The organism is Bradyrhizobium sp. CCGB12 (assembly GCF_024199845.1).
Taxonomy (GTDB): Bacteria; Pseudomonadota; Alphaproteobacteria; order Rhizobiales; family Xanthobacteraceae; genus Bradyrhizobium.
On sequence record NZ_JANADO010000001.1, the window covers coordinates 884,633 to 903,520 of the forward strand.

At 63.4% G+C, this 18,888-nt stretch carries 19 protein-coding genes; 15 read left to right on the top strand and 4 right to left on the bottom strand.

The window, feature by feature from the left end; genetic code table 11:
- Positions 1-243: 243 nt before the first annotated feature.
- Positions 244-1,458 carry a c-type cytochrome gene (locus tag NLM27_RS04110; protein WP_375142313.1) on the top strand — a complete coding sequence of 405 codons (1,215 nt, stop codon included), beginning with the start codon at positions 244-246 and terminating at the stop codon, positions 1,456-1,458.
- Positions 1,459-1,463: 5 nt separating this feature from the next.
- Here NLM27_RS04110 and NLM27_RS04115 read toward each other — a convergent pair whose 3' ends face one another.
- Both NLM27_RS04115 and NLM27_RS04120 read right to left on the bottom strand, forming a co-directional pair.
- Positions 1,464-1,763, bottom strand: a complete 300-nt coding sequence (locus NLM27_RS04115; RefSeq protein WP_254142129.1) for a hypothetical protein — start codon at positions 1,761-1,763, stop codon at positions 1,464-1,466.
- Positions 1,764-1,813: 50 nt separating this feature from the next.
- The gene (locus tag NLM27_RS04120; protein ID WP_254142130.1) at positions 1,814-3,784 is read right to left on the bottom strand and encodes a 4Fe-4S binding protein; all 1,971 of its coding nucleotides are present in this window, start codon (positions 3,782-3,784) and stop codon (positions 1,814-1,816) included.
- A 218-nt stretch (positions 3,785-4,002) separates the two neighbouring features.
- On the opposite strand from NLM27_RS04120, the gene NLM27_RS04125 reads away from it, so the two are divergent.
- The 10 genes from NLM27_RS04125 (at position 4,003) to NLM27_RS04170 (ending at position 13,112) form a co-directional block, all read left to right on the top strand.
- Positions 4,003-4,689: a biotin/lipoate--protein ligase family protein gene (locus NLM27_RS04125; RefSeq protein WP_309144736.1), complete on the top strand. Its 687-nt coding sequence runs from the start codon at positions 4,003-4,005 to the stop codon at positions 4,687-4,689.
- On the top strand, positions 4,686-5,225 hold the full coding sequence (locus tag NLM27_RS04130) for a DUF6505 family protein (protein ID WP_254142131.1): 540 nt from the start codon (positions 4,686-4,688) through the stop codon (positions 5,223-5,225). The genes NLM27_RS04125 and NLM27_RS04130 overlap by 4 nt, the downstream gene beginning before the upstream one ends.
- On the top strand, positions 5,222-6,229 hold the full coding sequence (locus tag NLM27_RS04135) for a DUF6352 family protein (protein ID WP_254142132.1): 1,008 nt from the start codon (positions 5,222-5,224) through the stop codon (positions 6,227-6,229). Before NLM27_RS04130 ends, NLM27_RS04135 begins: the two co-directional genes overlap by 4 nt.
- Positions 6,226-6,741 (top strand): DUF3305 domain-containing protein, encoded by a 516-nt coding sequence (locus NLM27_RS04140; RefSeq protein WP_254142133.1) that lies wholly within the window; start codon positions 6,226-6,228, stop codon positions 6,739-6,741. Before NLM27_RS04135 ends, NLM27_RS04140 begins: the two co-directional genes overlap by 4 nt.
- Positions 6,738-7,349 (top strand): DUF3306 domain-containing protein, encoded by a 612-nt coding sequence (locus NLM27_RS04145; RefSeq protein WP_254142134.1) that lies wholly within the window; start codon positions 6,738-6,740, stop codon positions 7,347-7,349. Before NLM27_RS04140 ends, NLM27_RS04145 begins: the two co-directional genes overlap by 4 nt.
- Before the next feature lie 137 nt (positions 7,350-7,486).
- Positions 7,487-8,266: a molecular chaperone TorD family protein gene (locus tag NLM27_RS04150; protein WP_254142135.1), complete on the top strand. Its 780-nt coding sequence runs from the start codon at positions 7,487-7,489 to the stop codon at positions 8,264-8,266.
- A 29-nt stretch (positions 8,267-8,295) separates the two neighbouring features.
- A complete protein-coding gene (locus NLM27_RS04155) occupies positions 8,296-8,505 on the top strand; it encodes a twin-arginine translocation signal domain-containing protein (RefSeq protein ID WP_254142136.1) in 210 nt (69 codons plus the stop codon).
- Positions 8,506-8,519: 14 nt separating this feature from the next.
- The gene (locus tag NLM27_RS04160) at positions 8,520-11,462 is read left to right on the top strand and encodes a formate dehydrogenase subunit alpha (protein ID WP_254142137.1); all 2,943 of its coding nucleotides are present in this window, start codon (positions 8,520-8,522) and stop codon (positions 11,460-11,462) included.
- Positions 11,463-11,474: 12 nt separating this feature from the next.
- Positions 11,475-12,071, top strand: a complete 597-nt coding sequence (fdh3B, locus tag NLM27_RS04165) for a formate dehydrogenase FDH3 subunit beta (RefSeq protein WP_254142138.1) — start codon at positions 11,475-11,477, stop codon at positions 12,069-12,071.
- A gap of 39 nt (positions 12,072-12,110) precedes the next feature.
- Positions 12,111-13,112, top strand: a complete 1,002-nt coding sequence (locus tag NLM27_RS04170) for a formate dehydrogenase subunit gamma (protein ID WP_254142139.1) — start codon at positions 12,111-12,113, stop codon at positions 13,110-13,112.
- Between the two features lie 31 nt (positions 13,113-13,143).
- Here the strand turns inward: NLM27_RS04170 and NLM27_RS04175 are convergent, their stop codons facing one another.
- Both NLM27_RS04175 and NLM27_RS04180 read right to left on the bottom strand, forming a co-directional pair.
- Positions 13,144-13,347, bottom strand: coding sequence for a hypothetical protein (locus tag NLM27_RS04175; RefSeq protein WP_254142140.1), 204 nt, complete (start codon positions 13,345-13,347; stop codon positions 13,144-13,146).
- Between the two features lie 449 nt (positions 13,348-13,796).
- A complete protein-coding gene (locus tag NLM27_RS04180; RefSeq protein ID WP_254142141.1) occupies positions 13,797-14,555 on the bottom strand; it encodes an SDR family NAD(P)-dependent oxidoreductase in 759 nt (252 codons plus the stop codon).
- A 168-nt stretch (positions 14,556-14,723) separates the two neighbouring features.
- On the opposite strand from NLM27_RS04180, the gene NLM27_RS04185 reads away from it, so the two are divergent.
- The 4 genes from NLM27_RS04185 to NLM27_RS04200 are packed head-to-tail and all read left to right on the top strand — an operon-like array spanning position 14,724 to position 18,885.
- Complete coding sequence (locus NLM27_RS04185) at positions 14,724-15,983, top strand: extracellular solute-binding protein (protein ID WP_254142142.1); 1,260 nt, start codon at positions 14,724-14,726, stop codon at positions 15,981-15,983.
- Between the two features lie 2 nt (positions 15,984-15,985).
- Positions 15,986-16,924 carry a carbohydrate ABC transporter permease gene (locus NLM27_RS04190; RefSeq protein WP_375142314.1) on the top strand — a complete coding sequence of 313 codons (939 nt, stop codon included), beginning with the start codon at positions 15,986-15,988 and terminating at the stop codon, positions 16,922-16,924.
- The gene (locus NLM27_RS04195) at positions 16,917-17,765 is read left to right on the top strand and encodes a carbohydrate ABC transporter permease (RefSeq protein WP_254142143.1); all 849 of its coding nucleotides are present in this window, start codon (positions 16,917-16,919) and stop codon (positions 17,763-17,765) included. The genes NLM27_RS04190 and NLM27_RS04195 overlap by 8 nt, the downstream gene beginning before the upstream one ends.
- 22 nt (positions 17,766-17,787) lie before the next feature.
- Entirely contained in the window at positions 17,788-18,885 is a 1,098-nt protein-coding gene (locus NLM27_RS04200) for a Gfo/Idh/MocA family protein (RefSeq protein ID WP_254142144.1), read from the top strand.
- Positions 18,886-18,888 lie beyond the last annotated feature (3 nt).

Here is an 18,888-nt window from a genome sequence, read left to right on the forward strand (position 1 = left end):
GCGCGCCCGCCGAAAGTCCCCAAGGTCAGAGTCCGCCCGGAATGCAGGCCGCGCCTCAAGGATCGTCCAAAACCACGACGGCGCCACCCAAGTAGATCGGTTCGGATATTCATCTCCGTCGGCTCTTCTGGCAATGTTGAGAGCGTGAACGTGACGCGGTGAGGGTCAATGAGACTACCTTTCTGCGCGGGGGGCGCCGCAGCCTTGTGGGCCATCTTTGCCGTATCATCCGTGCACGCCGACATGGCAGGACATGGCGGCCCCGTACGGGCGCTCGCCATCTCCCCCGATGGGGAAGGTCTTTTGTCGGGCAGCTTCGACACAGCAGCCATTCGCTGGTCGCTAAAGACTGATACGGCGGAGCAAGTGCTGCGGTATCATGTTGATGCCGTCAACGCTGTCGCTTTTCTGAAGGACGGGGCCATGGTCACGGCCGGAGCCGATGCACGAATTGCGGTGTGGACGGCAGGCCGGCAGCAGCCGGACCGGATATTCGAGGGACATGTGGGCCCGATCGTCGCGCTTGCGGTCTCTCCCGAGGGGGCGCTTCTCGCATCGGCTTCATGGGATCGGACGGTGCGGCTCTGGTCGCTGTCGGACGGCGCGTCGCGCGTGCTCGAAGGGCATTCGCAGAACGTCAACGACGTCGCTTTCACGCAGGATGGCAGGTCGATTGTCAGCGTTGGCTATGATCTTACGTTGCGCATCTGGCGTTTGCCGGATGGCCAGCCCGACGTCGTGGCGTTGCCGGCGCCGCTCAACGCCGTGGCCGTGGCGCCGGATGGTGAAATCGTCACAGGCGCCGTCGATGGCATGCTGCGGATACTGACCACGGAGGGCAAGGTCAGCGGCGAGGTCGCGGCCAGTCCTACACCGGTGGTGGCCTTGACGATGTCGGCGGACGGCAAGCTGATTGCTGCGGCCGGCGTTGGAGGAACAGTGGCGATCATCGATCGCAAGTCGCGCAGCCTGCTACGCACGCTGGTCGGGCCTGGGCGGCCGGTGTGGTCGATTGCCTTCCTTCCGGATTGCGAGACACTGATGACGGGTGGCGCGGATGGCAGGATCAGGCGCTGGAATGCGCGCACCGGCGATCCCGTTGGCTCAGGTCTGATCGGCACACTGGCCGATCCGCTCGCCGCCTATGCCGGCGATCATGGCGCCGACGTATTTCGGGCGTGTGTTGCCTGTCACACGCTGTCGGACAAGGAGGTTCAGCGCGCGGGCCCGACGCTTGCGGGACTATATGGCCGCAAGATCGGATCGCTCCCGGGCTATCGCTTCTCCGATGCGCTGAAGACCATGGACATCGTATGGACGCCGGAGACGGTCGCAAGACTGTTCGAGGTCGGACCGAGCACCTACACGCCCGGCACCAAGATGCCGGAGCAGCGCATCGGTTCGGCCGAGGACCGGCGCGCGCTGACCGACTTCCTTGGCCGCGCGACGTCGCGATAGCGGCCTCAGATCGAGTCCCAATTGTCCATCGGGAGATCCCTCATCTCCGGATGTTGCTTGAGGATCTGAATGACGTCGATGTTGGGGTGCTCCTTCAGCGCTTCCGCAACGCAGTGATTGACGTATTTCCGGCGCGACAGCCACGCGACCTTCTTACCCTTGGTTTCGGCCTTGCAGGCGACGATCGCTTGCTTAACGACGGTCTTCTGCGCCTTGGTGAGGGGAGGAGCGGCAGTTTCGGCCACTCCGCCGGCGAGAGCGATGGAGATCACGCACGTCGACAGAGCTGTGATCAAACGAGACATGGTGATGCTTCCCTGGTTTCAGGCCCTGCGGAGATGTCCGTTAGTTTCGTCTAGTCCTTGCCATCGCGCTGGCGCAGATAGTCATCCGTCGTCCGCGGCGGCGTTCGTTCGGGAACGCCCTTGAACGGATCGAATTGCTGTTCGCTCATGACGATGACGCGGCAGTCTGCGCACATCCTGAGTGCTTCGAGCCGCTTGTCGCCGGCCGGATACATCCAGTGCCGGCCTTCGAGCTTGGCGGCGACGCGGTCGATCGTGCTCTTGACGCCGAAGGCTGTGCCGCAGCGGACACAGAGCGCGGGCTCCTCTTCCTTGATAATCGCGGCGGGAGCGCGGGCCGCCCGGAAATCGATCTGCGGCTTGAGGCTGATGACGCTTTCCGGACAGATGCTCTGGCACAGGCCACATTGCACGCAGGCGTCCTCGACGAACTTCAGCATGGGCCGCTCGGGATCGTCGCGCAGCGCGCCGGTCGGGCAGGCCGAGACGCAAGAGAGGCACAGCGTACAGCCGCTGATATCAACGCTGATTGCGCCGATCGGCGCACCGGGCGGCAGGACAATCACGTCGACCGGCTTCGGCGCCAGGCGGTGCAACTCGCTCAGCCCGAAGCGCAAAAGGTCGCGCCGCTTGCCGACGGTCTTGAAGGTCGCGGGGGTTACGACCGCTGCGAGCGCGCCGATATCAGCCAAATGCTCGCCGAGGGCATCGGGATCATCCGTTTCGATGGTGGCGGCGCGGCGGCCCTCAAAGCCGAGGCCATCAAGGATCGCTTCGGCCATGCCGATCGTCTGCGACAGTCCTGTAACATCATGGCGTGGTCTTGCACGCAGCAGGAACCGTACAGCCGATACGCCATAGGCAAAGGCGCCGACGATCGCCTCCAACCCGAGTTGCGTGAGTTCGTTGACGGCAAAGGGAAGCACGTTCGCCGGCAGGCCGTCGCCGTGTCGCGCCAGGGCATCGATCAACGAGGTGCCGTGCGGGCTGTCATGAAAGAGCAGAACTGCATTCGTGCCACCGGCCTCGTGGTACGTGAGCAGCATGGCTCGAATTCTTTGTAGCTGCGTATCGGCGGGCGGCAGCGCATAGGATGCAGCCCCGGTCGGGCAGGCGGCGGCGCATTGGCCGCAGCCCGCGCAGATGTTCGGATCGATTGCGACATGATCGCCGTCGGGCGTGATCGCCCCGGTCGGGCAGAGATCGAGGCAGCGATGGCACCCCGTGCGGTTCGAGCGCGAATGGGCGCAAAGACCGGGCGTAACGTCTACATATCTCGGCTTGTCGAAGCTGCCGACGAGATCACGCGCGGTCAGCACGGTGCGGAGCACCGCGGCGGGATCGTTCGGATCTGCGCGAAGATAGCCGTCGCGCAGTTCGTGGGCGGGAAATAGCGGCATTCCGCCGGAAACGTCGAGCACGATGTCGCAGCGCGAGGTGACCCCGCTTCGCGGTGCGTCCAGCACGTAGCGATCGCGCGAGGAGGGACGGGGACGCGCATAATCGTCGATCGCAAGCTTGAAGGCGCCGAAATGTCCCTTCGCGGAGCGGATCGTGCCCTTCACGATAGGGAAGACCGTTGCAGCAGGCGGTACGGTGTCATCGAGCTGCTTCAGCATCACCGTGACGTCGAGGTGATCGGCAAGCAAGCGGCCGGCCTCGATTGCGGCCTCGTCGCGCCCGTAGATCAGGACCACGCCCTCGCTCGACAAGGTGACCAGCGGATAGTCCGGGAGCGGGACCGCGGCGGATGCGAGCAGGGCGGCCATCTTCGCACCGGCCCGTGCGCCATCTCGCGACCAACCGGCCGTTTCGCGAATGTTGACGAAGCTGATCGCATCAGGCCGTTCGCCGGCCTCATCAGCAAACTGCGCGGCCTGCTGCGTGCAAGCGACCGTCAGCGCGCCGCCAGCGGCGGCTGCCGTGCGGAAGTGATCGAGCTCGGCGCCGCAGAGATGACGAAAGCCTTTGATGTCGCAGTTGGGGCATCCGCGCCGGATCGTGGCCGCGTCGAGACGCATCGTGTCTTCGCACGAGCAGATCAGGACGGTCTTCGATGGCTGCTCCAGGTTGACCCCTCCGCCATACGGGCGCCGACGACGGACTCGCGCCGACCCTTCGCCTCGTATAGACATTATTCATCGGGAAGAAAAGGAAAGCGGAGGACGGTCTGACGTCGACCCCTGTCAGCCACGTTTCCCTGGCGGAACCGATCCACCTGCCGCCGCCGTTCACATTGGTGCGGTTGCGCGAGAGTGGCGACGCTTTTGCCCACGCATGCCGCATTGCACCGGAGAGTGGCGCCGGCACGCTCGTCTATGTTGGGCGCTTTGACCTGGCGGAGTTCGCCGTGGTGCTTGAGCCGACCGAGCCGCTGCGCGGCGCGCGACGCGCGTTCTACGCCGGCATGGTCGCGCTCACCGATGCCCTGCGCGCCTACGCGCCGCCGAGCAAGTCGATCGCGATCGGTTGGCCGGACGCCGTCAGGATCGACGGAGGTCTGATCGGCGGCGGTCGCATGGGATGGCCTCTCGCGGCCGTTGAGGAGGAGCCGCCGCCGTGGCTGGTGTTCGGCGCGATGATCCGGACGATTGCCATGAATGACGACGAGCCTGGTGTTCATCCGCTCGCCTCGGCGCTCGACCTGGAAGGCTTTGGTGCGGCCGGCGCGGCGCAGATCACGGAGAGCTTTGCCCGGCACCTGATGCTGGCATTCGACGGCTGGCAGGCGGACGGTTTTGACGGCGTCGCGCGCGAATATCTGTCCCGCATGCCGCGCGAGCGGCAGACCGTTCAGCGCATCGACGATCGCAGCGATCTCCTCACGCGCCGGATCGGGATGGCCGCGATCGAACGTTGCGACCTCGTGCAGGCGCTCGCGGCGCCATCCTGGCTCGATCCGGCACGCGGAGGGCCGCGACTGTGAAGCTCCTACGTACCATCGCGCTCGATCCTTCCGACACCTTCGTGTTCGACGTGGCGGCGGGGCCGGGTGAATGGGCGGTCTCCGGCGCTTTCCGCTTCTGGGATCGCGGTGGCGGAAAGCTCGAAGGCAAGGAGCGCGCGGCGTTTCGCGGCGGTTTCCTCGGGGTGCAGTCCTGGGGATGGTCGACGCTGGCGCAGATCGTTCCGGCAACCGAGGAGGATTACCGCAGCCTGGTCGATCTCCTTGCCAGGCAACTCGTCGATCGTTTCGGAGCGCCGGACATGGCGACTGCGAAGACGGCCGCGGAAGAAGAGGTCGCCTTTTCGCAGTCGCTCTGCAGCCATCCGATCAGCTCCCTTATTGCGGTGCACCGGACGGCAAATGACGGCGAGGTCCGCGAGGCCTTCCGCCGGCTACAGCTTCGCGAAGGGCAGGGGCATGGCAAGGCGTTCTCGTTCATGGAAATGGAGGATGACATCGAGCCTGACGGCAATCTCAAGCTTACGGATCTGGGTCGGGGGCCAACCGCCAGATGAACGATTTCTGGATCGCCTGCGGCCATCATCTGCTCGAGCGTGAGGAGGGCGGTGGACTGTGCGTCACCGACGAATTCCTCAAGGCCTATATCGCCCGTCCCGAACTGATGCCGCCGGAGGATGCGTGCCCGGTCGAACGCAGGCTGCACCGTGAATTGCTCGCCGACCCGCGCCAAGCGGTCAGCGTCGGCGACCTCGCCGGGATTGCCGATCCCGACGCCCGGGAGAACTGGCAGTTCGTGCTGGCCTTTCGCGACCTCCTGTTGCGACATCCGACGCTCGAAGCCGCCTATCTTGCATCAGTGCGATCAGGCGCGAACGACCTGCCGCCGCTGTTCGTCAATCAGCTCGTGCATGTCATCATGCGCAATGCACTTGATGGTTGCGACGATCCGTTCGTGCTGCGCGCGGCCGAGCTGTTCTTTCGGATGCAGCGGATCCTGCCGCACGAACAGGCCCTGCTGCTCGGCGACGAGGAGATCGTCGGCGGCCGGACTCCGACCCCGGTTCTCTCTCTGATGTCGATGCTGGGCGCCACGACCGATGCGGTCGTCGACGTGTTGAGCGAGGAGAATGTCGAGGCCTATTGGCAGCGCAGCGACCAGTTCGACATGGCCCTTGACCTCACGGCCGGAGGACGCGGACCAACCGCGCTGGCGCAGGCGATGATGCGTTGGATCTCCCATCTGCTCGGCATCGACGTCGTGATCGAGCCGCTACGCGCGTTGCAGGACGTGAAGCTCAGCTGGTATGTCGGTCTCGATGCTGACGCCACCAGGCTCGGCGACCGCCTCTGGCACGGCGAGGAACTCGATCAGGGCAGCGCCGACCGGGTGCTCGCACTGTTCCGGCTGACCTTCGCGGATTCAAGCCACGCGCTTGACGATGTCAGGGACGAGCCGGTCTACCTGATTTTGTCGATGACGACGGATCAGAAGCTCCGGTTGAAGCCGCAGAATCTGCTGACCGGGCTGCCGGTGAAGCGCCTGGAGATGGTGACATGAGCCCTGCGGCGCTACCATTGTTGTCCATTGCCATTGGTGTCGTGGTCGAGCGGCGCAAGGCTGACTCGCCCTGGGTCGATTTCGTCTGGCGCGGGATCGCCGTCCTGCCGGACGAGCCGGCCACAAGTCCGTGGACCGTGCTTCGCGAGCAGGACGGCACGACGCTGTTCTATGCCGGAAGCGCGACCGTCGATCTCTACCCGTCCGAGACGGCGCGCTATCGCGACAATCTCGCCTCGGGCAGTCCGAGTATCTGGATTGTGCTGTCGCCCTCGGAAGGCGCCTGGCCCTATGCCGTCACCGCGGCTACCGCCGATCCCGCGGAGGGCGAGGGTTTTACCGAAGCGGCCGACAATCTCGTCGAGGCCGTGCCAATGCCGGAGGTGCTGCGCGAAGTAATTGAAAGGTTCGTGGCCGAGCACCATGTCGAGCGGGAATTCGTCAAGCGCGAGCGGCGCCGCGCCGACCCGGAGGCGCTGGCGCGCCGCGAACATGAAGGCGGACAGGAATGAGTGACGAGGAGTTCCTTGCACGCTGGTCACGCCGCAAGCGCGAGTCGCAGGCGGAACCGGCGAAGCCTGTCGGGGCGCAGCCCACGCCGCCGTCCCAGGTCAAGGACGACGAGAGCGAGGTCGATCTCTCGAGCCTGCCGTCGATCGACGAGATCAACGCTGCGACGGACATCACCGCCTTCCTGAGCAAGGGTATTCCGCAGGAGTTGAGCCGTGCGGCCCTTCGCCGCGCCTGGGCGGCCGATCCCGCCATTCGCGACTTTGTCGGGCTCGCGGAGAATGCGTGGGACTTCAATGATCCGACCGCGATGCCGGGTTTTGGACCACTCGATTGCTCCTCGGAGGAACTGGCCGCACTTGTCGATCGCATCGTCGGCGGGGTGCGTGAGGCAGTCCGGTCTCTCCCCGAGGCGCCGATCGAAACCGCGGATTCTTCGGCACAATTGCATCAAGTCGATGCGACAGCTGTATCCGATGTCGTCGAGCCGCCGGTCGAGGCGGAACACCCCGCGATCTCTGCTGCAGTGCAACCGACGGTGGCGGACAGATCTGCGGATTTTGCCGAGCCCGTCCGGCCGCGTGTGCACGGTGGTGCACTGCCGCGCTGAGCAGCACGACCAAAGACTATAGGCCGGGGCTATGGGCGGGCGATTGACGGTTCGCGGAACCGGGAATACGCTTTTCCTTAGTGCTTTGTTAAAAAAGCAATAATCAAGCAGACGGGACTCTTGGATGGGAGGTCCACGTGCGTGATGACGGGCTTGATCGCGCGATCGATGCCGCAGGCGGCATCGCTCGGCTTGCGCGCAAGATCGGCATCAGCCAGCCGTCCGTCTCGAACTGGACTCGCGTGCCCGCACAACGGGTGATTGCAGTCGAACTCGCCACCGGCGTTCCTCGCAACGACCTGCGGCCCGATCTCTACAGCGAACAAGCCGTCTCCCCAGAGCTCGTCGATCCCGTCGATGCGGCGCGTGCGCAGGAATACGCGCTGCTGGCAACGCTGCTGTCTGCTCCCCCGTCGAGACGATTGCTCGACCGGCTTGCCGCATTGACTGGTGACGCAACGCCACTCGGGCGCGCGCATGTGACGCTCGCCGACGCCGCCTCGAGCGCCGTAGCAACAAAGATCGAGCGCGAATATTTCGATCTGTTCGTGGGGCTCGGTCGCGGCGAATTACTGCCTTACGCCTCTTATTATCTCACCGGCTTCCTCAACGAACGGCCATTGTCGCGCCTGCGTGCGGACTTGGCGAGGCTCGGCATCGAGCGGATTGCCAACAATCCGGAGCCCGAGGATTCCGCCGCCATCCTCTGCGAGATCATGTCGGGCCTTGCCGACGGACACTTCGGCGTTTCGCCCGAGGCCCAGCGCGTCTTCTTCGAAAACCATGTGTCGCCCTGGATGGGGCGGCTATTCGCCGACATCGAGAGCGCCGGGCACGCCCGCTTCTATCGGGCGGTCGGCGCGCTCGGTCGCACCTTCATCGGGATCGAGACGGAAGCATTCACATTCGCCAACTGATCGACGCGCGTCGGTCCGGGAGAGATGCGATGAGTGAAGAAACCAAAGCCAAGGTCGGACGCCGCGACTTCTTGCGCAAGGTCGGCATCGGCACGGTCGGCGCCGGCGCGACGCTCGCGACGCCGCTGGTCGGCTCCGCGCAGGCGGACAGCGAGAAGGACGATGAGAAGCGCAAGGCGCGCTACAAGGAAACCGACCACGTGAAGGCCTATTACCGCGTCAATCGCTATCCGGCTTGAGAGGGAGGCCGCCCGTGCTCATCAAGCGAACATGCCAGCATTCCGATCGCCGCGGCTCCGTCGCGAATACCCTCGCAAGCCAGACCACCGGCCTCGATCGCCGCACCTTCCTGCGCCGGTCCGGTCTTGCGGGTGGCGCACTCGCGGCACTCGGCACCATGCCGGTTTCAGGCGTGCGCAAAGCGGAAGCGGCCGTGGCGGGTCCGCTGACCGCTGGCGCGACCGTCAGGAAAAGCATCTGTACGCATTGCTCGGTCGGATGCACCGTGACCGCGGAGGTATTGAACGGGGTCTGGATCGGCCAGGAGCCGACCTGGGAGTCCCCCATCAATCGCGGGTCTCATTGCGCGAAGGGTGCTTCCGTGCGCGAACTGGTGCACAGCGAGCGGCGCCTGCGCTATCCGATGAAGCTCGTGAATGGCCAATGGACGCGCGTCTCCTGGGAGACTGCGATCAACGAGATTGGCGACAAGATCCTCGAGGTTCGTGAAAAATCGGGGCCCGACTCCGTTTATTGGCTCGGCTCGGCCAAGATGACTAATGAAGGCTCTTATCTGTTCCGCAAGCTCGGGGCGTTCTGGGGCACCAATAACACCGACCATCAGGCACGCATCTGCCATTCGACCACCGTCACCGGCGTCGCCAATACCTGGGGCTACGGTGCGATGACCAACAGCTACAACGACATTCGCAATGCCAAGACCCAGATGATCATGGGTGGCAATCCGGCGGAGGCGCATCCAGTTTCGTTGCAGCACCTGCTCGAGGGCAAGGAACTGCAAAAGGCCAACTTCATCGTCATCGACCCGCGTTTGACGCGCACCGCGGCGCACGCGACGGAATATGTGCGGATGCGTCCGGGCACCGACATTCCGGTGCTCTACGGCATCATGTGGCACATCCTTCAGAACGGCTGGGAGGACAAGGAATTCATCAAGCAGCGCGTCTACGGCTTCGACGATCTTCGCAAGGAAGTGGAGAAATGGAATCCGCAAGAGGTCGAGCGGGTCGCCGGCATTCCCGGCGAACAGCTCAAGCGGGTGGCCAAGATGTTCGCCACCGAGAAGCCGTCGACGCTGATCTGGGCCATGGGCCAGACCCAGAAGACCGTTGGCACCGCCAATGTGCGGGCGAGCTGCATCCTGCTGCTGATGACCGGCAATGTCGGCGGACCGGGCATGGGCGCCAACATCTTCCGTGGCCACGATAACGTGCAGGGCGCGACCGATGTCGGGCTCGATATCGTGACGTTGCCGTTCTACTACGGCCTCGCCGAGGGTGCCTGGAAGCACTGGTCACGAGTCTGGGAGGTTGACTACGAGTTCCTGAAGGCGCGCTTCGATTCCAAGCAGATCATGGAAACTCCCGGCATTCCGCTGACCCGCTGGTTCGAGGCGGTGACGCTGCCGAAAGATCAAGTCGCTCAGAAGGACAACGTGCGGGCCGTGTTCGTTCAGGGACACGCCAGCAACAGCATCACGCGCATTCCGGAGTCTCTCAAGGGCCTGAAGGCGCTGGACCTACTTGTCATTGCCGACCCGCATCCCACGACCTGGGCTTCGCTGGCGGTGGAGGCCGGCCGCAAGGATGGCATCTACATTCTTCCGGTGGCCACGCAATTCGAGTGCAAGGGATCTCGCGTCGCCTCGAACCGCTCGCTGCAATGGGGCGAGCAGATCGTGAAGCCGATCTTCGAATCCAAGGACGATCTCGAGGTCATCTATCTCATGGCCAAGAAGCTCGGCTTCGCCGACCAGATGTTCAAGAAGATCAAGGTCGAGAACAACCTGCCTGAAGCAGAAGATGTGCTGCGCGAGATGAACCGCGGCAGCTGGTCGACCGGCTATTGCGGCCAGTCGCCGGAGCGGCTCAAGGCGCACATGAAGAACCAGGCGAAGTTCGACATGCTGACGATGCGCGCGCCCAAGGACGATCCCGAGGTCGGCGGCGATTATTACGGCCTGCCGTGGCCATGCTGGGGTTCGCCGGAAGTCCGGCATCCCGGCACCCCATTGCTCTATAACACCAATCTCGCGGTGATGGACGGCGGCGGCACGTTCCGGCCACGCTTTGGCGTCGAGCGCGAGGAGAAACTGCCGGACGGGACCACGCGCAAGGTCAGCATGCTGGCCGACAAATCGTATTCCAAGGATTCCGACATCCAGGACGGCTATCCCGAATTCACGCTGGCAAGCCTGAAGAAGTTGGGCTGGGACACCGATCTCACCGAAGCGGAGATGGCCACGATCATGAGGGTCAATCCGACTAATCCGGATTCGGTGTCGTGGTCGCTCGATCTCTCGGGGGGCATCCAGCGGGTCGCGCTCAAGCATGGCTGCGTGCCTTATGGCAATGGCAAGGCACGCATGAACGCATTCGGCCTGCCTGATCCGATTCCGGTTCATCGCGAGCCGATCTACACGCCACGCGTCGACCTCGTCGAGAAATATCCGACGCTGCCCGATGCCAAACAGTTTCGTATGCCCAATATCGGCTTCTCGGTGCAGAAGGCCGCGGTGGAGAGAGGGATTGCCAAGCAGTTCCCGCTGATCCTCTCCTCCGGCCGTTTGGTCGAGTATGAGGGCGGCGGCGAGGAGACGCGTACCAATCCGTGGCTTGCAGAACTGCAGCAGGACATGTTCATCGAGATCAATCCGGCCGATGCCGCCGATCGCGGCGTCAAGGACGGCGGCTGGGTCTGGGTCACGGGCGCGGAGAACAGTTCCAGTGCGAGGATGAAGGCGCTCGTCACCGAGCGTGTTGGCAAGGGCGTCGCCTGGATGCCCTTCCATTTCGGCGGCTGGCTGGCAGGCAAGGATCTCCGCAGTGCCTACCCGAAGGGCACCGACCCGATCGTGCTTGGCGAAAGCGCCAACACGATCACTACGTACGGATACGACCCTGCGACGGGCATGCAAGAGCCCAAGGTCACTCTCTGCCAGATCGCGGCGGCATAAGGAGCAACGACGATGGCACGTATGAAGTTTCTCTGCGACGCCGATCGCTGCATCGAATGCAACGCCTGCGTCACCGCCTGCAAGAACGAGCACGAGGTGCCCTGGGGCATCAACCGGCGCCGCGTCGTCACCATCAATGACGGCAAGCCGGGCGAGCGCTCGATCTCGATGGCCTGCATGCACTGCACGGACGCGCCTTGTGCGGCGGTGTGCCCGGTAGACTGCTTCTACACCACCGCGGATGCCGTGGTGCTGCACTCCAAGGATCTCTGCATCGGCTGCGGTTATTGCTTCTACGCCTGTCCCTTCGGCGCGCCGCAATATCCGAAGGTTGGGAACTTCGGCTCGCGTGGCAAGATGGACAAATGCACCTATTGCGCTGGCGGCCCGGAGGCCGACGGCAGCAAGGAGGAATACGAGAAATACGGCGCGAATCGGCTGGCCGAAGGCAAGCTGCCGCTATGCGCCGAAATGTGCTCGACCAAGTCGTTGCTTGCGGGCGACGGCGAGATCATTGCCCAGATCTACAAGGAGCGCGTCATGAAGCGCGGCTACGGCTCCGGCGCGTGGGGCTGGAAGACCGCGTATCGTGAGGCGATCGAGTCCTGAAATGGGCAGCCGAAGGGCGCGCAACACCGGGAGGACGTGATGGCGTCATTTGAAAGGATCATTCGCCTGGCTTTCGGCGCGTGCGCGCTGCTTCTTTTGGTCATGGCGGCGCCCGCAAGTGCTCAGCAGGTCAATCCGACCGCAAGTGCGGCCAAGGAGCAGCAGCTTCTGCAGGAGCTCAACCGGATCCAGGGGCGCGTCAGCATTCCCGACCAGCGGTCGGGCGTTCTCGAGCAGCCGCAGGGGCGGGAATGGCGGGAATTCCGCAACGTGACGCTGCGCTGGATTGGCGGCGTTGCCATCCTCGGCATGATCGCGGCCATCGTGATCTTCTATCTCACCGTCGGGATGGTACGCCTCGAAGCCGGACGGTCGGGCCGCACCATCGTGCGCTTCAACACGTTTGAACGCTTCGTGCACTGGATGACCGCGACCTGCTTCATTGTCTTGGCCATTTCCGGGCTGAACATCACGTTCGGCCGGCCATTGCTGCTGCCGCTGATCGGCTTCGAAGCTTTCTCCGAATGGTCGCAATGGGCAAAGTACGCCCACATCTATCTGAGTTTCCCGTTCACCATCGGCGTCGTCCTGATCTTCCTGATGTGGATCGGCGGCAATATCCCGAACAAGGTGGATGTCGATTGGGCCAAGCGCGGCGGCGGCATGATCGGTCACGATCATCCGCCGGCCTATCGCTTCAATGCCGGGCAGAAGATGATCTACTGGATCGTCGTGATCGGTGGCGGCTTGGTTGCAGCCACGGGGTACGCGCTGATGTTCCCGTTCTATATGACCGGGATCGAGGGCATGCAGATGGCCCAGATCGTCCACTCCATTGTGGCCGTGCTGTTTGTCGCGGCGATGATCGGGCACATCTATATCGGCACCGTCGGAATGGAAGGTGCGTTCGAAGCGATGGGCTCAGGCGAGGTCGACGTCAACTGGGCGCGCGAACACCACAGCCTCTGGCTCGACGAGCAGATGGCGCGAACGGGACCGAACGATGGACGGCCGCGCCCCGCAACCGCGGCGGCCGAGTAAACCGGGACAGCCTGAGAGCGGGCGGTGCGCCCTACTGAGCCGGCTCTTTCGCAAACAGGACAGAGCGGTCCTGCATAGCCTGTTCGGGGAGTTTGCCCGCCTGAGCCGTCTGCAGTTCCTGGATGGATGGCATGCCACTCTGACCGAAATGGAACAGTGCGTGCGATCTGAACACATTCGTGGCCGCACCGGCGATAACAAGGGCTACAATGAGCGAGAGCATGAGGCGTTTCATGCGCATCTCCGTCTGCCATTTCCACCCGACACGACGGATACACGTAGATTGTCTCGCGCGATGTGAGCTACTTCACAGCCAGCGGTTCCACAGCTGTTGAAGCAACCCGGCGGCAGATAGACGCCGAATGCCGGCGTTAGCTCAGACCGGGCCTCAAAGTAGACTCTCAAGATTACTGCTTGATAAGAGAGCAGGGAGCACCGCTTTCGGCGCAAAGCGGACGGGTTGGAAGCATCGCCCCAACATCAAAGCTCCGCAACACTGCGTTAGACGAACCGCGTCCGAAGGGTGCCGGGCCATTCTGACAAAAAGAAAAGCCGTTGTGGGTTCAATGCAGGTTTGAAGGCGCGTTTGTCGGAATAGTGTTGATTGTTCGAACAAGTCATGCGCCTCTTAATCAGCGGGTCCCAGATTCGAGCCCTGGTGCGCCCATCAATTCTTGAAGCATCTCACACCCAGCCGCCGTCGACGATGTAGTGTTGAGCGGTGCAGGCGGAGGCCTCATCGGAGGCGAGGAAGACGGTGAACTTCGCGACCTCGTCCGGCACCAGCCTGCGCTTCAGGCACTGTCGCTGCTGCAGTTCGATCTCGCCCGCCGGCGTCATCCATTTCTCGAGCTGCCGTTCGGTCATGATCCAGCCCGGCGCGATCGCGTTGACGCGGATGTTGTAGGGGCCGTAGTCGCGTGCCAATGAGCGCGTCAGGCCGATCACACCCGATTTGCTGGCGGTGTAGGCGGCCATGCCGCCTTGCCCCGCGATCCACGACACCGAGCCGAAATTGATGATGGCCCCGGCTTGCGCCGCCTTCATGTCCGGCAGCACCGCCTGCGACGCGAAGAATTGGTGCTTCAGATTTACAGCGACGCGGTCGTCCCAATATTCCGGCGTCATCTCCTCAGTGTTGTGCCGCTCGTCGTGCGCCGCGTTGTTGATCAGGATGTTGATCGCGCCATGCGCCTTACGTGCCTCCACGACGCCAGCGCGCAGCGCGGGGATGTCGGTCAGGTCGACGTGCTGGAAATGCGCAGCCAGTCCTTGATCCGACAGCTCGCGCGCGAGGCGCTGGCCCTCGTCGACCTTGATGTCGAAGAACACGACGTTGGATTTTTGCTCCGCGAAGCGCCTTACGATCGCAGCGCCAATTCCCGCTGCACCCCCGGTGACGAGCACGACCTTGCCGGCGAGGTCGGAATAGATGGCAGTCATGGGGACCCTCTCAGTTTGTTGCGGGCGACGCGACGTGCCTCGCCCCGACTCTTTTCCAGAGCTTAGCCATTCCGTTCGTGAGGTGCATAGGTCAGAATTTTAGTTGCGTACCTCAAAAACTGAAGGCAGGATTGCAGCCAAAGAATAAGGACCGAGTGGGAGGATGTGATGAGACTGCTCACCAAGCTGGGACTCGCCGCTGCCGCATGCCTGCTTTGGGCCAGTTCCGCGGCGGCCGACACGACCGTCAAATGGCTGCACATCGAAGCAAATCCGGCCCAGGTGAAGATCTGGGAGGAGGTCGCGCGCGCCTATGAGGCGTCGCATCCGGGCGTCAAGGTCGAGATGCAGTTCCTCGAGAACGAGGCCTACAAGGCCAAGTTGCCAACCATCCTGCAATCCAAGGATCGGCCGAACATCATCTACAGCTGGGCCGGCGGCGTGCTGAAGACGCAGATCGAGGCCGGCGTCCTCGATGACATCACCGATTCTGTGAAGGGCTACAGCGACACCCTCACTCCGGCAGCGCTCGCTGCGTTCACGAGCAATGGCAAAGTTTACGGCCTGCCGACCGCGCTGTCGCAGGTCGGCTTCCTCTGCAACAAGGACCTAATGGCCAAGGCCAAGGTCGATCCTGCCGCCATCAAGACGTGGGACGATCTGCTCGCCGCCGTGAGGACACTCAAGGCAGCAGGCGTGACGCCGATCGTGGTCGGCGGCGCTGACAAATGGCCGCTGCACTTCTACTGGACCCATCTCGCGGTCCGCATCGGCGGCAAGGCGGCGTTCGATGCGGCGTTGCGTGGCGAGAATGGCGGCTTCGCCGGTGAGACCTTCCAGAAATCCGGCGAGCTGTTCAAGCAGCTCGTTGATCTGCAGCCGTTCCAGAACGGTTTCCTCGGCTTCAAGAACCCTCAGGCCGTCGGCTATTTCGGCGACGGCAAGGCCGCGATGACGCTCGCGATCAGCACAGTCTATCATTTGCAGCGCGCGCTCGCCGCAGACAAGGTCGGATTGAGCGAAGACAAGATCTGCTGGTTCGATTTTCCGGTCGTCGCCGGCGGCAAGGGCGCGCCGACGGATACGCTTGGCGGCATCACCGGCTGGCTGATCACCAAGGGCTCGCCGAAAGAGGCGGTCGATTTCCTGAAGTACTTCATCTCGAAGGATGTGCAGACGCGGCTTGCCGCGGGCAACTACATCATCCCCGTGGTGCAGGGCGCGGATGTCGGCCTCAACAACTCTTTCATGAAGCTGATAGCGGCCAATCTCGCGAAGTCGAACTACCACCAGAACTTCTATGACCAGAGCCTCGGCCCCTCGGTCGGTCGCGTCGTCAACGATGTCACGGCTGAGATCGCCGGTGGCAGCATGAGCCCGCAGGACGCTGCGAAAGCGATCGAAGCGGCGTGGAAGCAAGGCAACTGACGGTGGCGCGGCGGATCGCGATCGCCTCGCCGATGGGTGTTCCTGGTGAGACGGCCCCCCACGCGCTGCGCGGCCCGAGTTGGGACGGTCGTTTCACCGTCCTGATCCTGTTCCTGCCGCCGGCACTGCTGCTGTTCACGCTGTTCGTGGTGCTGCCGATCGGCGAGGCCGCCTGGTACTCGGGCTTCAACTGGAACGGTTTCGGCAGGCCGACCAATTGGATCGGCTTCGACAACTACCGCTTCGTGCTGGAAACGCGCGCCTTCTGGCTCGCGCTGCGCAACAACGGCTTGATCATTGCAGTCTCGCTCGCGATCCAGCTGCCGCTTGCGCTCACGCTGGCTCTGATGCTCGCCGAGCGCTTTCGTGGTGCGGTGGCGCTGCGCATGCTGTTCTTCATGCCCTATATCCTGGCCGAGATCGCGACCGGGTTGATCTTCAGCTTTGTCTACGATGGCGACTACGGCCTCGTCGCCTCCATCTGGCGGACCTTTGGTGCGGAGCCACCGCACCTGCTGGCCTCGACCGACACCGCAATGCTGGCGGTGCTGATCGTGATCGTGTGGAAGTATTTTGGTTTCCACATGATGCTGTTCATCGCGGCGCTCCAGAGCCTCGACAAGAGCCTGATCGAGGCGGCGCGGATCGACGGCGCAACGCGCTCGCAGGCGCTGTGCCATGTCGTCATTCCCTTGCTCTATCCGACGATCCGGCTCTCGGTGTTCTTCGCCATCGTCGGCTCGCTGCAGCTGTTTGACCTCGTCATGCCGCTGACGCGCGGGGGACCAGCGGATTCCTCCAACACGATGGTGAGCTTCCTCTACAACAACGGCATTTCGCGCATGCGAGTTGGCTATGGCAGCGCCATCGGCGTCATCCTGTTCGTGATCTGCGTGACCTTTGCCTTCACGTATAAGCGATGGTTCATGCGCAATGAGTAGGGCCGAGACCACCCGCGCGCCGTTCGATCCCGCTGTACTGCTCAAGACGGCATTCCTCGCCGTCGTCGCCATCTTCGTGCTGGTACCGCTGCTCGCGACCTTGCTCGGCGGCTTCAAATCGCTCGGCGAACTGCGCGTCAACCCCTTCGGCCTGCCACGTCACTGGGAATGGCAGAACTATGCCGACATCCTGTTCTCCGCCCGTTACTGGCAGCTCCTGCGCAACTCGCTGATCATTTCGACGCTCACGGTGACCCTGACCCTGATCACAGCTTCGATGGCTGCTTTCACCTTCGCTCATGTCAGGTTTTACGGCAGCTCGATGCTGCTGAGCTATCTGACACTCGGCCTGCTGTTTCCTGCGGCGACCGCCGTGCTGCCCTTGTTCATCAAAGTGCGCGATCTCGGGCTGCTCGATACCTATTTCGGCGTCGCGCTGCCGCAGGTCGCCTTCAGCCTGGCGATGAGCGTGTTGCTGCTGCGTCGATTCTTCAAGGACATCCCCTATGAGCTGCTCGAGGCAGCACTGGTCGACGGTTGCAGCTATATCAAATTCTTCCGCTACGTGACGCTGCCGTTGTCGCGGCCGATCCTGGCGACGGTCGGAACCATCACTTTCGTGAACAGCTGGAACGCATATCTGCTACCGCTGGTGATGCTCAACACCGATGCGCTCTATCCCTGGCCGCTCGGTATCATGGTCTATCAGGGCGAATACTCGTCCGAGTGGCACCTGATCCTGGCCTTCATCACGCTGACCATCTTGCCGACGATCATTCTGTTCCTGCTGGCGCAGAAGCACATCGTCGCCGGTCTCACCGCAGGCGCGGTCAAGGGATGAACGGCACCTTACGGAGACAAAAATGAGAAAAGTCGGCATCGGAATCATCGGCTGCGGAAATATTAGTACCGCCTATCTGAAGGCGGCCCAGCGCTTCCCGGTCATGGAGATCAAGGCGCTCGCCGATATGCGCAGCGATGCTGCGGAGCGTCAGGGCGCTGCCTTCGGACTGCCGGCGATGCGGGTCGATCAATTGCTGAAGCGCGACGACGTCGAGATCGTCATCAATCTCACTGTCCCGCTCGCCCACACTGATGTCAGCCTCGCGGTACTGAACGCCGGCAAGCATGTTCACTCCGAGAAACCGCTCGGCATCAACGTCGCGGAGGCCCGCAAGGTGATGGAGCTCGCCGCGCAGAAGGGCCTTCGCGTCGGCTGCGCGCCCGACACTTTCCTCGGCGGTGGGCACCAGACCGCGCGCAAGCTGATCGACGACGGCGCGATCGGCACGCCGGTAGCGGGCAGCGCTTTCTTCGGCTGCCCCGGGCATGAGCGCTGGCATCCGGCGCCCGGATTTTACTATCTGCGCGGCGGCGGGCCGATGCTCGACATGGGCCCGTACTACATCACCGACCTCGTGCAGCTGCTTGGCCCGGTCGTGAGCGTGATGGGCTCGAGCGCGCGTCCGAGATCCGAGCGCCTGGTCACCAGCCAGCCGATGAACGGCGCGCTGATCCCGGTCGAGGTTCCGACTCATGTTGCGGGTACGCTCGAATTCGAGAGCGGGGCGGTTGTCTCGATCGCGATGAGCTTCGATGTCCCGAAGCATCGGCACGCGCCGATCGAGATCTATGGCGACAAGGGCAGCATGCTGGTGCCTGATCCGAACCGCTTCGGCGGCGAGGTACAGGTCGCGAAGACCGGCGGCGAATGGGAGGCGGTGCCGCTCACTCACGGTCATGTCGAAGGCGAATTCCGTTCCATCGGCGTCGCCGACATGGCCTCCGCGATCCTGAACAACCGGGCGCATCGTGCCTCCGGCGCGCTCGCTTTCCATGTGCTGGAGGTGATGGAGGCGTTCCAGATCTCCGCCGACGAGGGGCGGCGCGTCAAGATCGAGAACCGCGTCGAGCGGCCGGCGATGCTGCCGGCCGGACGTGAAACCGGACAGATCGACTGAGGG

What these genes read in the sequence shown, in the direction of transcription:
- NLM27_RS04170 (WP_254142139.1), top strand. Translation starts at nt 12,111, where the DNA reads ATGGCGTCATTTGAAAGGATCATTCGCCTGGCTTTCGGCGCGTGCGCG.
- fdh3B (WP_254142138.1), top strand. Translation starts at nt 11,475, where the DNA reads ATGGCACGTATGAAGTTTCTCTGCGACGCCGATCGCTGCATCGAATGC.
- NLM27_RS04120 (WP_254142130.1), bottom strand. Translation starts at nt 3,784, where the DNA reads ATGCGTCTCGACGCGGCCACGATCCGGCGCGGATGCCCCAACTGCGAC.
- NLM27_RS04115 (WP_254142129.1), bottom strand. Translation starts at nt 1,763, where the DNA reads ATGTCTCGTTTGATCACAGCTCTGTCGACGTGCGTGATCTCCATCGCT.
- NLM27_RS04185 (WP_254142142.1), top strand. Translation starts at nt 14,724, where the DNA reads ATGAGACTGCTCACCAAGCTGGGACTCGCCGCTGCCGCATGCCTGCTT.
- NLM27_RS04195 (WP_254142143.1), top strand. Translation starts at nt 16,917, where the DNA reads ATGAGTAGGGCCGAGACCACCCGCGCGCCGTTCGATCCCGCTGTACTG.
- NLM27_RS04155 (WP_254142136.1), top strand. Translation starts at nt 8,296, where the DNA reads ATGAGTGAAGAAACCAAAGCCAAGGTCGGACGCCGCGACTTCTTGCGC.
- NLM27_RS04135 (WP_254142132.1), top strand. Translation starts at nt 5,222, where the DNA reads ATGAACGATTTCTGGATCGCCTGCGGCCATCATCTGCTCGAGCGTGAG.
- NLM27_RS04140 (WP_254142133.1), top strand. Translation starts at nt 6,226, where the DNA reads ATGAGCCCTGCGGCGCTACCATTGTTGTCCATTGCCATTGGTGTCGTG.
- NLM27_RS04145 (WP_254142134.1), top strand. Translation starts at nt 6,738, where the DNA reads ATGAGTGACGAGGAGTTCCTTGCACGCTGGTCACGCCGCAAGCGCGAG.
- NLM27_RS04110 (WP_375142313.1), top strand. Translation starts at nt 244, where the DNA reads ATGGCAGGACATGGCGGCCCCGTACGGGCGCTCGCCATCTCCCCCGAT.
- NLM27_RS04200 (WP_254142144.1), top strand. Translation starts at nt 17,788, where the DNA reads ATGAGAAAAGTCGGCATCGGAATCATCGGCTGCGGAAATATTAGTACC.
- NLM27_RS04175 (WP_254142140.1), bottom strand. Translation starts at nt 13,347, where the DNA reads ATGAAACGCCTCATGCTCTCGCTCATTGTAGCCCTTGTTATCGCCGGT.
- NLM27_RS04180 (WP_254142141.1), bottom strand. Translation starts at nt 14,555, where the DNA reads ATGACTGCCATCTATTCCGACCTCGCCGGCAAGGTCGTGCTCGTCACC.